At 35.7% G+C, this 14407-nt stretch carries 13 protein-coding genes; 2 read left to right on the forward strand and 11 right to left on the reverse strand.

All coding sequences use genetic code 11. From position 1 onward, the window contains the following. Window positions 1-3 precede the first annotated feature (3 nt). From MM213_RS08805 to MM213_RS08840, 8 genes are all read right to left on the reverse strand, one after another. A complete protein-coding gene (locus MM213_RS08805) occupies window positions 4-555 on the reverse strand; it encodes an HNH endonuclease (RefSeq protein ID WP_241411458.1) in 552 nt (183 codons plus the stop codon). Between the two features lie 85 nt (window positions 556-640). After that, a complete protein-coding gene (locus tag MM213_RS08810; protein ID WP_241411459.1) occupies window positions 641-2101 on the reverse strand; it encodes a cellulose synthase family protein in 1461 nt (486 codons plus the stop codon). Continuing rightward, window positions 2101-3645: a 4Fe-4S binding protein gene (locus MM213_RS08815; protein WP_241411460.1), complete on the reverse strand. Its 1545-nt coding sequence runs from the start codon at window positions 3643-3645 to the stop codon at window positions 2101-2103. Before MM213_RS08815 ends, MM213_RS08810 begins: the two co-directional genes overlap by 1 nt. Further along, complete coding sequence (locus MM213_RS08820; protein ID WP_241411462.1) at window positions 3642-5039, reverse strand: NAD(P)/FAD-dependent oxidoreductase; 1398 nt, start codon at window positions 5037-5039, stop codon at window positions 3642-3644. The genes MM213_RS08815 and MM213_RS08820 overlap by 4 nt, the downstream gene beginning before the upstream one ends. Next, on the reverse strand, window positions 5017-5775 hold the full coding sequence (locus tag MM213_RS08825) for a DUF547 domain-containing protein (protein WP_241411464.1): 759 nt from the start codon (window positions 5773-5775) through the stop codon (window positions 5017-5019). Before MM213_RS08825 ends, MM213_RS08820 begins: the two co-directional genes overlap by 23 nt. A 133-nt stretch (window positions 5776-5908) precedes the next feature. Continuing rightward, the gene (locus tag MM213_RS08830) at window positions 5909-6349 is read right to left on the reverse strand and encodes a rhodanese-like domain-containing protein (protein ID WP_241411466.1); all 441 of its coding nucleotides are present in this window, start codon (window positions 6347-6349) and stop codon (window positions 5909-5911) included. 221 nt (window positions 6350-6570) lie between these two features. Next, the gene (locus MM213_RS08835; RefSeq protein ID WP_241411468.1) at window positions 6571-7281 is read right to left on the reverse strand and encodes a Crp/Fnr family transcriptional regulator; all 711 of its coding nucleotides are present in this window, start codon (window positions 7279-7281) and stop codon (window positions 6571-6573) included. 84 nt (window positions 7282-7365) lie between these two features. Further along, window positions 7366-7839 (reverse strand): type I restriction enzyme HsdR N-terminal domain-containing protein, encoded by a 474-nt coding sequence (locus MM213_RS08840; RefSeq protein WP_241411470.1) that lies wholly within the window; start codon window positions 7837-7839, stop codon window positions 7366-7368. A 49-nt stretch (window positions 7840-7888) separates the two neighbouring features. Here MM213_RS08840 and MM213_RS08845 point away from each other — a divergent pair, with 49 nt between their 5' ends. Beyond that, a complete protein-coding gene (locus MM213_RS08845) occupies window positions 7889-9529 on the forward strand; it encodes an amidohydrolase (RefSeq protein WP_241411472.1) in 1641 nt (546 codons plus the stop codon). A gap of 610 nt (window positions 9530-10139) precedes the next feature. On the opposite strand, the gene MM213_RS08850 is transcribed toward MM213_RS08845, so the two are convergent. Beyond that, on the reverse strand, window positions 10140-10724 hold the full coding sequence (locus MM213_RS08850; RefSeq protein ID WP_241411474.1) for a DUF4136 domain-containing protein: 585 nt from the start codon (window positions 10722-10724) through the stop codon (window positions 10140-10142). A 401-nt stretch (window positions 10725-11125) separates the two neighbouring features. Here MM213_RS08850 and MM213_RS08855 point away from each other — a divergent pair, with 401 nt between their 5' ends. Continuing rightward, entirely contained in the window at window positions 11126-11848 is a 723-nt protein-coding gene (locus MM213_RS08855) for a metallophosphoesterase family protein (protein ID WP_241411476.1), read from the forward strand. Window positions 11849-12314: 466 nt separating this feature from the next. Here the strand turns inward: MM213_RS08855 and MM213_RS08860 are convergent, their stop codons facing one another. Next, window positions 12315-13388 (reverse strand): mannose-1-phosphate guanylyltransferase, encoded by a 1074-nt coding sequence (locus tag MM213_RS08860; protein WP_241411478.1) that lies wholly within the window; start codon window positions 13386-13388, stop codon window positions 12315-12317. 9 nt (window positions 13389-13397) lie between these two features. Then, a complete protein-coding gene (locus tag MM213_RS08865; RefSeq protein WP_241411480.1) occupies window positions 13398-14366 on the reverse strand; it encodes a KpsF/GutQ family sugar-phosphate isomerase in 969 nt (322 codons plus the stop codon). Window positions 14367-14407 lie beyond the last annotated feature (41 nt).

The following is a 14407-nucleotide window of genomic DNA, read 5'->3' on the forward strand; positions in this document are numbered from 1 at the left end:
TATTTAATGGCTTAATAATAATTCTACGGGTTTTGGAAATGATGTGGGTATATATTGCAGTTTAATTGGCAATTCCTTTTCTAATAAATCTTCTGGACTCAAATCTAGATAGTCATTTAAATCACAGAAAACGTAAGTAAGTTTTAAATATCTTCTAATTACCATCAAGGGAAGAAAGTTTTCTTTAGTTGACATCCACTGCATTAAATCTTTTTTCCCTTTCGAGCTATTACATGATCTACAAGCAAAAATAAGATTTTCACCAGTATCAAGCCCTCCATATTTTTGAGGGAAAATATGATCTAAAGCAAGATTTTGGGTACCTCCACAATAATTACAAACTTGACCTGATTTCAATTTTATTTTTTCATCATCAAAAATACTTCTCATCTTCATCGTACCTTCTTTCAATCCTTTGAATAGTTTTGCTCTTATAACATAGTTAAAAGTATTGTACTTTTCTTGATTTCTATCCACTGCAGAATGTGCCATTGCCAAATTTGCATAACTCCAAAAAATCAATTCTTTAACTGTTGTGTACTTAGGCTTTTTCATTTTAAAACATTTTACAATTCAATTTCTGAAAAAAATCCAAATATCCACTCAATATCCATAAATATCTACCTTATCCAACACCTTCTCAAATTCTATAACTTCTAAATGATTCGATACTAACAAGTGTAAAACCCAAAGCCAACATTCCATGAAACACAAGCATTTCATAAGTCTGGAAATATATTGAAAGCACTACCATAACAAGAAATACTAAGGCCATTATCCCTTCCAAATACGTCGTGACTGGCACTTTGAGCTGATGATAAATATTGCGTTTCCAAGACTGTCTGTCGCTTAGATTATATTTTGGTGTTCGGATAAAGGGTGATTTCTTTCCTGTCAAACCTTCCCATACTGCTTGGGCATTGTGAATGGATAGCCCCATGGAAACAGAGAGAAAAACCGGTAATTCCCAAAGAAACCTAATAATCCCTTTGGTCGAAAACGCTACCAAACTGAGATTTGCGAAGAAATAAACCAAAGCAATAATTACAAAACCTATCAGAAATAGCGCTGCCCCTTGAAAAATTTCTCCAGGAATCACCCCCTGCTGAAATCCCCACCAAAGCGGAATGCTGCACAAGCTCACAATCACCACCGCTATGAAGATCACTGCATTGAGCAAATGTGCTGATGCGTGAAGTTTTTTCCTCAATCCTATCGGCTGCTGCCATACGTTTTTTAAATGCTTGGTAGCACACTCTGCGCCACCTTTGGTCCAGCGAAATTGCTGGGACTTGATGGCTGACATCACTGGTGGCAACTCGGCAGGTGATTCTATATCTGGCCTATAAATGAATTCCCAACCTTTTTGCTGCGCCCTATAACTCAAGTCCAAATCTTCTGTCAAAGTATCATCATGCCAATTTCCTGCATCTACAATACAGGATTTTCTCCAAATCCCACCCGTACCATTGAAATTTATAAATGCCTTTTGTTGATTTCTCCCCATCTGCTCTACCATAAAATGTGCATCCAAAGCAAATGCCTGAAGTCGGGTCAAGATGGAATAACTTTCATTCAAATGTGTCCACCGACTTTGAACCATACCGATTTTCTCATTTGAAAAATGACCAATTGTTTGGAGTAAGAAATCTGGATCAGGAACAAAATCAGCATCAAAAACAGCTATAAATTCACCTTTTGCTACTTCCAACCCAGCTTTCAAAGCGCCTGCTTTGAATCCTGTGCGGTCTTGTCGATGGATATATTGAAAATCTATTTCTGGATAATTCTGAATAAATTGTTTAACAATCCCTGCTGTTTCGTCTGTACTGTCATCCAAAATTTGTATTTCAAGTTTGTCTTTGGGATAATTGAATTTTGCAGCTGCATCAAGTAATCTTTCTACCACATATCTTTCATTGAAAACAGGTAGCTGCACCGTAACCACTGGAAGATCTTCCCATTTAGGTTGAAATGCTTTGGGGATATTTTTCCTAAACTGGAAAAAATGATAAAGCAAATTAGCTTGGGCAAGGCTATATAAGAGAATAAATAACATCGCTAGGGCATAAATACCCATGATGAGATATAATAAGATCATTAAGATTTGACAGTAATGGATTTGTTTCCGATGATGATTGGCATTTCATTGATTCTGCCTTCTTCATCAGCATTTTCTAATTTTAACACACCTCTTGGACACACAGCCGAGCAAACTCCACAACCTACGCAAGATGATCTGACGATGTTTTGACCTCTCTGGGCATACCATCTCACATCTATTCCCATCTCGCAATATGTGGAGCAATTACCACAAGAAATGCACTGACCGCCATTGGTAGTGATTCTAAATCTTGACTTGAACCGCTGTACAAGCCCAAGATAAGCCGCCAATGGACAGCCAAATCTACACCAAACTCTGTTACCCATCAAGGGATAAAAGCCAGTTCCTATCACTCCTGCAAAAGCTGAACCAATCAAGAACCCATAGACAGAATGAAGTTGGTCAGTGGCATTTCCCAAAATAGCAAACCCAGAGAAGTAATTTGCAATCGTCACTGCTGTCATCAAAACAGCAAAGACCAATACTCCATGTATCATATATCGCTCAATTTGCCATGATTTTAGAGATTTATCTGACAATTGCCGATAGGGATCTCCCAATGTCTCTGCCAAACCTCCACATCCACAGACCCAGCTACAATACCATCTTTTGCCATAAAAATAAGTGAAAATTGGAACTCCCAATACAATCAAAATAATCCCCCAAACAAGCATAAACATACCCAAAGCTCCAGAACTCAGCATCCCATCGATTCGGTAGTCATAGAAGAATGAATAATCCAATGGCCAAATATTCTTAAAGTCATGCCAAGGCATATTGAGCAATACCAAGATCTCGGGCAGAAGAAAAGCAAATGCCAATTGGAAAAACATAACTGAAGCCGTTCTGATGGTCTGATAGGCATTCCCCTTATATTTCCTAAACATCCTGATCCCCATCACGACGATTGCCAATGTGTAAATGAATCCATACAAAAACCATTGACTCGCAGGATTACCCGAAAGCGCTATGCTCAAAGGATCTACCATCAAAATCAGATTGGTCAAATAGGCAGGAAACCAATACAAAATGATATAAAAAACAATCAACCATGTGCCTGTAATGATTCCCAACAACCCTCTGGCCTTCATGGAAGAAAAGTAGATCCCATCATTTTTGATGCCTTCTGGTTCATTTCTATGTAATGGGAAAATATACATCAACCCTCCCAATACACCCAAACACACCGTGATGGCAAGGTAAAAATAAGGATTTTGACTAACGGGGCCTGTTGATGCGGCTTTTGTCAAAGGGTAAGCATAATCATCCCAAATCACTTTGTCCCAATCTTCATTGGCCTTGAGTTTTTCATTGTAATTATCAAAATTTTCATTGAAATCTGAGATGAAAGCAAAGTTTGATTCATAATATTGACCATACATTGGTCTCAAAACCTCCACCATTGCATCCAAGTGAATATCTTTCACTTCATTTTCAACCATTTCTTGCTCCAATTGGTACGAACCAATAAATGGCAGAACGGAAAAAATCGCCAATCCTAGAACAAATAGTATCAATCCAATTCGCAGTATTATATTCATGCCCTTGATCCAATTAGTTTTTTGAAAAATGACTGCTTCTGCAATTTCAAAGTTTTCCCAAATTCCATGTTGTACTTTTTCAGAACTTCTTCATGAAATGGCTTGTAAAATTCTGGGTTGAAATTGGCTTTATCAATTTCAGAAATGACTTTTTCCAAAGAATATCCCTTACTGATTGCTTTATCAAAATACTCGTGTCTCAATCTCCATCCAAAGGCATTGATCCCAAGCAACTTTTGATCTGATTTGGAAAAAAACAATCTCAAACAGGCCTTTCCATTCGACGCTTCCCAATAAAAACTATCTTCATTGTCTCCAATATTAGCTGGAACAAACCCGTAAGTTTGGTATTCTATATCCAAAAATTTGGCAGAATTGAACCAAATTCCTGGTTTGTAAGAAACTGATTTACGACTTGTCAAGTTATGGGCCAATGTCTCTCCATGCATCCTCCCTGTGTACCATACTTGTTCTATACTTTTCCGATCTGGAGCTGGCGCATTTTTGAATTCTGCACAATCACCAATGGCATAAACATCAGGAATATTTGTTTTGAAGTACGCATCAATCAAAATCCCACGGCTTAATTCAAGTGTGGGTTTTTCTGAATTTGACTCATTTCCCTTATTCAAAAAGTCAATGTTCGGGCTTACTCCTACGGTCAAACCTACAAATTCACAAGAAATCACTTCCCCAGATTTTGTTTTGACTGCTTTCACTTTTCCATTACCATCATCAATAATTTCCTCCAATTCGGTCTCTAACCTCAAATCTATATGATGCTCCAAAATATGTCGATTGATCAATTTAGATTCTTCAACTGGAAGAATATTGTCCCAAAAATTCTTTTCCCTTACCAAAAAAGTAACAGGAATATCCCTACTCATAAGCATTTCGGCCATTTCTATCCCAATCAATCCCCCTCCTACTACGACCGCTTTTTGGATTTCATGCGTGTTTTTTTCCATCAATTCCAAATCCTGCATGGAATATAAACCCTGCACCCCATTTAGTTCTTGCCCTTTCCAGCCATATTTATTTGGTTTTGATCCTGTTGCCAAAACCAAAACGTCATATTGCATTTGGGATTTGTCTGAAAAAATTAGGTTTTTCTCTTCAAAATCAACTCGATCTACCCAAGCTTGTTTGAGTTCGATCCTATTCTTTTCCCAAAACCAATCCTCATAAGGCTTTGTGTGTTCGTATTTCATGTGCCCCATATAGATGTACATGAGAGCCGTTCTAGAAAAAAAATGGGCTGTTTCTCCAGAAATGATGGTAATTCTGGTTTGGAAATCCTTTTTTCTAATATTTCGAGCACAGGTCACGCCGGAAATCCCATTTCCAATGATCACTACATGCCTATCTGTGCTATTCGTTGAGGGACCAATCATAGTCTAAATGGGAGACTTTAGCTTTTGGGTTGATTTTTACTTTTGAATATTTGTTAAGGTAATCAATTAAACTTCCATTTTTTGTAAAATCACCCTTGAACCAAGAGAAAATCTTAGAAACCTCGATTTTGTCTGCACTGATTTTATTTCTTTTGTGGTCATTGATAAAGCTTTTCGCTACTTTATCCAACTGAGCATCAACTTTTTCCGCCACAAAAGCTTCGTTCAAAAGTGGTGGGCATGAATACGAGGCGCAATTGATAGCAAAATGAATTCTAGGCTCATCAAATTCCTTTCGCAAAATCTTATGCTCAATTTCATCCAAGCTAGCATCTTGACCACCAATTTTAAAGAACTTGATGTGCCAAACAGTATTTACCAGAGGAATTTTGATTTTTGGATGTAAGTCTTGAATACTCTCTACAGGGTAGTTGTCAGCAATCAATTTGATCGTAAATGCATTGTAAGCATTGATCCAATAAGCCAATTGTTCCTCTTTTGTCCATGTTTTTCGATCAGGCGCATTATTGCTTAGCAAATCACAATAAATATGCAGTTTGGCTTTGTCTTCTATAAAGCCTTTATAATCTACAACACCAGAGGAGGAAACATGTTTTTTGAGAAGAGCGTCGAATTCTTTATGAGAAGGAGCTTTTGTGGCTTTAGCTCCAAGATTGGAAGCTCCACAAGAGAAATTAAAGAGTAAAATGCTTAGAATAAAGAAGAAGGATTTCATAATTGCTATTTTTTCTTAATAAACGAGCTAAACCGCATCATAGATGACCAAAAAGTAAAATCAATTGTTTAATTGAGAATTCACGACTTTAAAATCAATTGCTAAATTGGGAGCAAGTAGTATTTGCTCAAATCTAATAAACCTTTTCCCCTTTTTTCAACCAAACTCCCCAAGAACGGCTGTAAGCATGTACAGAATCTGTCTTTTGCCCATTACTGAACACAGGCATATCCTCATTGACCCAGTGAAAGATACCTCCGTATAAATTGTAAACATCTTTATAACCAGCCTCTTTAAGCTTTTTTCCAATTTCCTGACTTCTCGCTCCTATGGAGCAGTACACGACTATTTTTTGATCTTTAGGAATGGTCTTGACAGCTTCTAAAGAAAATGTATTATAACCAATCCATTTTGCCCCTTTGATATGACTTACATCAAACTCTTCCTTCTCTCTTGCATCAAGAAAAACAGCTTTCTCCAAAATCTCATTATCTTCTATTCCAACTAACGGAAAGTCTTTATCATATACTCCTTTTAGTAATGTTTTGTAAGCGAAACTTTGTGCAAAAGACATATTTATAAGAAAGTAGAAAATAAATAAAATTGAATATTTCAAATTCATAAAATTGCAAGTCTAATTATCCTAGGTATATTTTTGTGATTTTGTAACAAGTATATAGTACAATGAACCAAGCACTCCCATTTACTAGGCTGGGCTTAATTTAAACTTTAAGACATTAATCCACAAACCCAAGCTCCATTGTATATACTTCCAACAACCCTCTATCCACAAAATCACCCATAAAAATCACTTAGTCTTGCCAACCCTTTTTTATTCAAAATGATGATTCTTTTTCCTTCAAATTCAATCAGCTCGTCCTTCTTAAATTCCGAAAGTAACCTTATGACTGTTTCAGTGGCTGTCCCCACAAGTCCTGCTATTTCTTCCCTTGTCAAGACGATATCAATTTTCTCGCCTTCACCTCCATCAACTCCATAAGTATCTCCAAGTTTGAGAAGTGTAAAAGCAAGCCTTTCACGAATGGATTTTTGGGTGGCATCCGTCAATTTCTCTTCCATGACACCAATATCTTGGCACAATGCTTTGGTAAGCCTTCTATGAAAATTATTATCCTCAAAAAGGATTTTTAAAAATACTTCCTTTGGTACAAAGCAAATTTTAGCATCTTCGACAATTGTCGCAGTACTTGAATACACCTCTTCCCCGAGCATCGAAGAATACCCCAGAAAGGCACCTTTCTGAGCTAATCTAATTATTTGTTCCTTGCCGTTTGATGCGGTTTTGAATACTTTGACTATACCTGCACTAACGCAAAACACACCTAAGGGCTTGGTTCCCTCGTAATATAGAATCTGACCTTTTTTATGCGAGATGAAATTTTTGTTATCAGAAAGGTTACACAAATGGGCGTCTGAGAGGTCGGCAAACATGGAAAACTTTCTGCTGAGGCATAGTTCGCAAGGACTGCTTTTTTCTCTAATCATGTCAATCTGTTTAATTATGCTGGGAATTAATTAAGTAGCTAAAGGTAACGAAAATAGACCAAAAAACCCTATAAATAAAGTTTTCTAATCAATCGGTGGTAAATCTCTAATTTGAACAAACTGACCTTTTTCTTGGTCAAATTTGAGAAACAAATGCTGCTTACCATTTGTAATTCCTATGTAAGGGGCATTGATGGACCTGTTGTAAACACAAACTTGTTCAATGGTTTTTTGAGTTAACTTAATTTCTGGAGCTTTGCATTCGACCAACAAATAAGGTCTGCCATTTCTATCATGGACCAAAACATCAAAGCGCTTTTGCAGAAGGTTATACTTTAGTCCCCTTTCCATTGAAAAAAGGCTTTTTGGGTAACCATAAATTTGTATCAAAACCTGAATGATATGCTGCCTCACCCATTCTTCTGGTGTCAATATTAAATACTTCTTCCGAACTGCATCAAAAATGCTTACTTTTCCATTCTTTTCCTCTTGAAGTCTAAATTCAAACTTTGGAAAATTTAATGGTTCGTTAAGAAAAGGGAGATTATGCTCGTCCATTCCGCAAATATGGGGGCTTTTACTGAAGAATATAAACCAATCACACCAAATGAATAAAATATTCCGTTTGATTTCTCTAATCTACTTCCTCTGTTCTTTGATTTCCTGTGGCAAAGATAAGGAGGCTGTAGATTTGATTGTACATAATGGGACAATCTATACAGTTTCTGAGGGGTTTGATATTGTAAATGCATTTGCAGTACAAAACGGAAAATTCATTGCTGTTGGAAGTAATTCAGATATTCTATCAAAGTATGAGGCTACTGAAACTATCGACGCAAAAGGGCTATCGATTTATCCAGGATTAATTGATGCTCATGCGCATTTTTATCGATACGGAATGGGACTTCAGACTGTCGATTTACTTGGAGTTGAATCTGAACAAGAATTGATAGATCGAGTAGTAAGTCACCGACAAAATAATCCTGAAGCACATTGGATCTTAGGTAGAGGCTGGGATCAGAATTTATGGGAATCAAAAGAATTCCCCACTAAGGATGAACTTGACGAATTATTCCCTGAAACTCCCGTACTGTTGACAAGGATAGATGGTCATGCCGCTTTAGTGAATCAGAAAGCACTTGACCTTGGAGGGATAACAGCAAAAACCGAGATGATTGGGGGAAAGGTAATCTTGGAAGACGGAAAACCTACAGGAGTTTTGATAGACAATGCCATCAAACTGGTTTCATCAAAAGTTCCTGATCCAAGTGAAGAAGAATCTAGAATAGGTTTATTGGCAGCGCAAAAGAATTGTTTTGAAGTAGGACTGACTACTGTAGTAGATGCTGGACTAGAAAGAAGCATCATAGAGCTAATGCATCAATTGCATAAGGAAAACGCTTTGAAAATGAGGATTTATGCAATGGTGAATCCTACGGATGAAAACATGAATTATTACTTTGAAAAAGGTACTTATCAAGATGATAATTTGACTGTAAAAAGCTTTAAAATCTATGGAGATGGCGCTTTAGGTTCGAGAGGTGCGGCGCTTTTGCAACCATATCATGACCACAGTGTCAATTATGGTTTTCTTTTAAATACTCCAGAGGCCTTTGACGAATTGGCAAAAAAAATGTATGAAAACGGATTCCAAATGAACACACATTGCATTGGTGATTCTGCAAACAGGACACTATTGGACATTTATGCAAAACATTTGAAAGGAAAAAATGACCTTAGATGGAGAATCGAACATGCCCAAATTGTAAGTAAAGAAGATATCGCTAAGTTTGCTTCTTACAGTATAATCCCTTCTGTTCAGCCTACCCATGCGACTTCGGATATGTACTGGGCAGGTCAAAGATTGGGACCATTCCGTATCAAAACCGCTTATGCATACAAAGATTTGCTAGATCAAAATGGCATGCTTGCCTTGGGTAGTGACTTTCCTGTGGAGAACATCAACCCTATGTATGGATTTCATGCAGCTGTGGTCAGGAAAGATGCAAACAATTTTCCTGAGGATGGATTTCAGATGGAAAACAGAATCAGAAGGGAAGATGCTCTAAAAGGGATGACTATCTGGGCGGCCTACTCCAATTTTGAAGAACATTTAAAAGGCAGTATAGAAAAGGGGAAATTGGCCGACTTTGTGATTTTTGAAAAAGATATAATGACAGCACCACATAAAGAACTGAGGAACCTCAAAGTAAAAATAACATATATTGGTGGGGAAAAAGTATTCTGATCTATACATATGAGGAGAAAGGCAAAAGAAACAATTTCTGCACACCTTTCTCCTAAATCTATTCAATTCTTTAATTCTAATAAATCAAATTACTTTTTTAAAAATTTAAATTTCACCAATCTAACTATTAAATTTTAATATGATCAAACGCTACTTTGCCAGTAGAATACAATTCTAGAATATGTATATCCGTTTTCATACCAGTAGAATCTAAATAATTGAATTAACCTGTGATTTCGAACCAATATCAATAAATATCCAATATCTATTAGTATCAGTTTGCCAAAAAACAATCGTTTAATTGATTAGTGGCATGATTGCGGATAATCATATTCTAGAATTAATGTTTGATTTAGATCAATATCAATCATAATCTAATATCAATTAACAACTTTTTCCCCTCTGGTGGATATTAAATCTATTATGTATATCCGCTTTCTAGACAGTAGCCAGATAAATTGATAAATTTTAAGCCAATTAATGCACTAATAAACAAATAACAAATATCCGCATGATTTTACTATGGAATTCCCCTACTGATGTCTTAGCGGATAATCACATTAATTTTTATTTACATCAAAAAAGTGTTTTGATGAAATGAATCAACAATTTATTTTGACCTGCTTAATACCCTAAATTGATCCATCACTTTGTAGGTGGCACGTGTAAGATCAGTGGATAAATCTGGAGAAAGCAAATCAAATGCAGCTGGCGTGTATCCTTGCCAAATAGTATTACCCTTTTTATTATCAATCACAAAAATAACAAGCATACCATTATTCTGAGAATATTTCACTTTGTTGTAATTCTCATCTTTATCCTTATCCTCTGGACGTAACTCATCCTGGTCTTCTGTTACAAAAGCCCCTTTTCGTTGCAACCAATAATCAAAATTAGGTTGTTCATAACCTCTATATTTCACTTCTTCCTTAAAAACCTTGTAATTCACCAATAAATCAGGCTTATCATCTTGAAATCTAAAACCTTGTGATCCCAAACGGTTTGAGATGGTACGTTTGATAATATTGACAAATTCTACATCTTCTTCCTCAGGATTGTCTATGAATGCAAATGTCTTGTATTTTTTAAAATTCGCTGAATAATTGAAGTCATACTCTGCAATAAAGTCCTTTTGGGAAAGGCATCCTGTCATAATCAGAACAAATGCCACAAAGAAAATTGGTGAATTTTTCATGTTAAGTTATTTAGTTAAATATTTATGTCATAAGTGTATTTACGATTTTCAATAAAGTTTTAGCCTTTAGTTTTTACATACAAAAAGACTAAATTTAAATTATAAGTCATCATGATATGCTAGCCGAAGAGAGCTATGTAGATGGTGCTTATATTAAGTTTGGTTTGTTCGTGGGTAATACAATTTTAGAAGGGTATAATTTAAGAAATTCGCTTCATGTTCGAAAGATTTTTAACAAATTAAGTTCATATATGTTTTTTTGTTTGTGAAATATAGGTTATTGGTGATCAAAGATTTATGTAAATATTTCTTCAGAAAAAGGCTCATTTGATGCCAAAATCGCTTACTTTCGTTTATAGTACTGCATCAAAAAGAAAAAAAATATACCCAAAAAAAAATCTATGTCGCTATTTATCATCGGAGATGTTCATGGCTGTTTCCATTCATATCTTAAACTAATGGATCATTGGGAGCCAAAAACAGAAACCCTTATTCAACTTGGTGATCTTGTTGATAGAGGTAACTTTTCACCGTTGACTGTCAGGTTAGCTTTCGAAATCAAAAAGGTTTTTAAAAACTCAGTTCATTTCCTTAGAGGAAACCATGAACAAATGATGATCAAATACCTTCTTGGAGGAGACCACTCAGATCATTGGCTGAACAATGGTGGAAGACAAACTCTTGAACAGTTTAGTAAACACAAGATAGATCCAAAAAAATACATAGACTGGCTTAATGCAATGCCATTATATTGGGAAAACAAAAATGTAGTAGTATCCCATGCTGGATTCTCTGGAGTAGGATCTCCTCTAGATCTAAATAATCCTGATGGAGTACTATGGAATAGAAAATCATTGGTGAATCTTGGGAAAATCCAAGTAATTGGACATACGCCACTAGTGGATGGTAGGCCTGAATTTCAAAGTAGCAGCAACTCTTGGAATATTGACACAGGTGCATACAAAGGAAATTGCCTAACAGGAATAAAGCTTAATAATGACGGGACTTTTTTGGAAGTAATCAGTATTCCCACTGATCCTAAAGATATTGACAATCCATCAAATCAAGCTTCCACTATTAAAACAAAAAAAACTATTCAAAAAAATTTTATTACTTATAAGTAATTAATTCTAAATATTTTTCCCCTATAAAAACCAAACTCTAAACAACTATAGGGCTGTCTTCAATATAATCACTTTAAAATTTTGGTTGTTCATCAATTCTCAAAACATAAAAAATAATATGTATATCCGCAATAGCACCACTATCCACATTTAGATAGGTACACACCTAGAATTCAGCTGCTGACAACTGTCGACAGTCAATAGTCGACGATTATCCGTTTGATCGAATTGCTTTATTTTCCTATTGGTGTCATTGCAAATAATCATAAAAAAAATATCTACATCTGCCTAATTATCAATAGCCTAACAAATGGCAACATTTTAAACTTTTAAAATACTTATTACCAAACACTTACAACCACCCTTATATTTTCATTTGAAAATTCACCCCTTGATATCATTGAGGATAGTCTTAAACTCAAATACTGGTCTTAACAATCATACTACTTTTCAAAACTAAAATAAATCAAACATAATCTTCTCCCTTAGCCTTGGCATCAATGACAAATTCCCTAAACTTCTTTTCTGCATCAAGTTTACAAATTAGTAATACATTTTCAGATTCATTGACAAGGTAATTTTCCAGACCCTGTATTACTACTAACTTGTTTGGAGAAACCTTGACAAAACAATTTTTTGTATCATACAGTAAAGCATTTGCATCCACCACGTTATTTTCTTGATCTTTCTTTTGAAGCTCGTGTAAGCTCATCCATGAACCTAAGTCTGACCATCCAAAATCACCTAAGATTACAAAGACTTCATCTGACTTCTCCATTACCCCAAAATCAATCGAAATATTTTTTACCTGAGAGTAAGCCCTTATCACAAAATCATTTTCCTTGTCTGTATTGTAGAAACTAGCCCCTTCCTCAAAGACTTCTGCTACCTCAGGCATATACCTTTCAAATGCCTTTATGATACTTTGCACTTTCCATACAAACATTCCCGAGTTCCAAACAAAATCCCCACTCTCAAGAAATGTTTTAGCTAATTTTAAATTCGGCTTTTCAGTAAATGTTTTTACTTTTTTTGCTGCTTCAGTATCATCAATGAAATATTGAATATAACCATAGCCTGTTTCAGGTCTATTTGGGTGGATACCTATAGTTATCAGACGATCAGTGATTTCAGAGGAAAAAAGAGATTTTTCTATATTCTGGATAAAATTAATCTCATTCAAAATCAAGTGATCAGATGGCGTGACGATCACTTTAGCATCTGCATCTTTCTGCAAGATTTTATAACTCGCATATGCTATACAGTTTGCTGTATCTCTTCTTTGCGGTTCTTTCAAAATATTAGTCTCCGGAATATCTGGCAATTGTTCTTTGACTAAATCAAAATATTGCTTGTTTGTAACTACCAAAAACCTATCTACATCAGTCACATTCAAAAAACGATCATAGGTCATTTGAAGTAAAGTTCTTCCTGTCCCTAATATATCAAGAAATTGTTTGGGTTTATTATTTCTACTATAAGGCCAAAAACGGGAACCTATCCCACCTGCCATGATAACTATATATGGTTTTTCTTGCATTTATTTTTGTTATACAATTCCCTCTTTCATTAAATCATGAATATGAATAAATCCCGCGATATTATCACCATCCATAGCTACCAATTGTGTAATATTAAATTCTTTCATTTTATTCAAAGCCCTGATTGCAAATTCATCTTGAGAAATACGTTTTGGATTCTTAGTCATTATTTCAATAGCCTTGACTTGGTTGATATCCGCACCAGACATCAACATCCTTCTCAAATCCCCATCAGTGATTATCCCTAGCAGTTCTTGATTTTCATCTACTACAGCCGTAGCTCCTAATCTTTTGCTGCTTATTTCTACGATAATTTCTGTCAAAAGGGCATCTTTTTTTACAATCGGGATCAAATTTTTTGGTATTACATCGGAAACTGTCAGATAAAGTTGCTTTCCGAGAGCCCCTCCTGGGTGATAGACGGCAAAATCTTCGGGGGAAAACCCTCTAGCTTCCAATAAGCAAACAGCAAGCGCATCGCCCATAGCCATGTGTACTGTCGTGCTGGTAGTTGGCGCAAGATTATTTGGACAAGCCTCTTGATCAATCGTCGCATTTAAAATAAAATCAGCATTTTCAGCTAGATAGCTATTGACATTACTTACTAAAGCTACGAGTTTAGACCCCAATCTCTTAAGCAATGGAACCAAGACTTTGATTTCAGGGGTGTTTCCACTTTTCGAAATACAAATTACGAAATCATTTTTTTGTATCATACCCAAATCTCCATGAATGGCATCGGCAGCATGCATGAATAAAGCAGGAGTTCCAGTGGAGTTAAGTGTCGCAACAATTTTGTTGGCTACGATAGCACTTTTGCCAATTCCCGTAATTACGACTCTTCCCGAGGAGGCCAAAATAGCCTCAACACAAGCAACAAAATCATCATCTATAAAATTTATTAGATTTTGAACCGCATTTGCCTCCTTTTGGAGTACTTCGATAGCGCTAGTTTTAATATTTTTTGTTAATTTCAATTTTGACAGGCTTTATCATTAAATTTGTATCAAAGGTAAAA

The sequence above is a fragment of the Belliella alkalica genome (genome assembly GCF_022549785.1).
Lineage (GTDB): Bacteria > Bacteroidota > Bacteroidia > Cytophagales > Cyclobacteriaceae > Belliella > Belliella alkalica.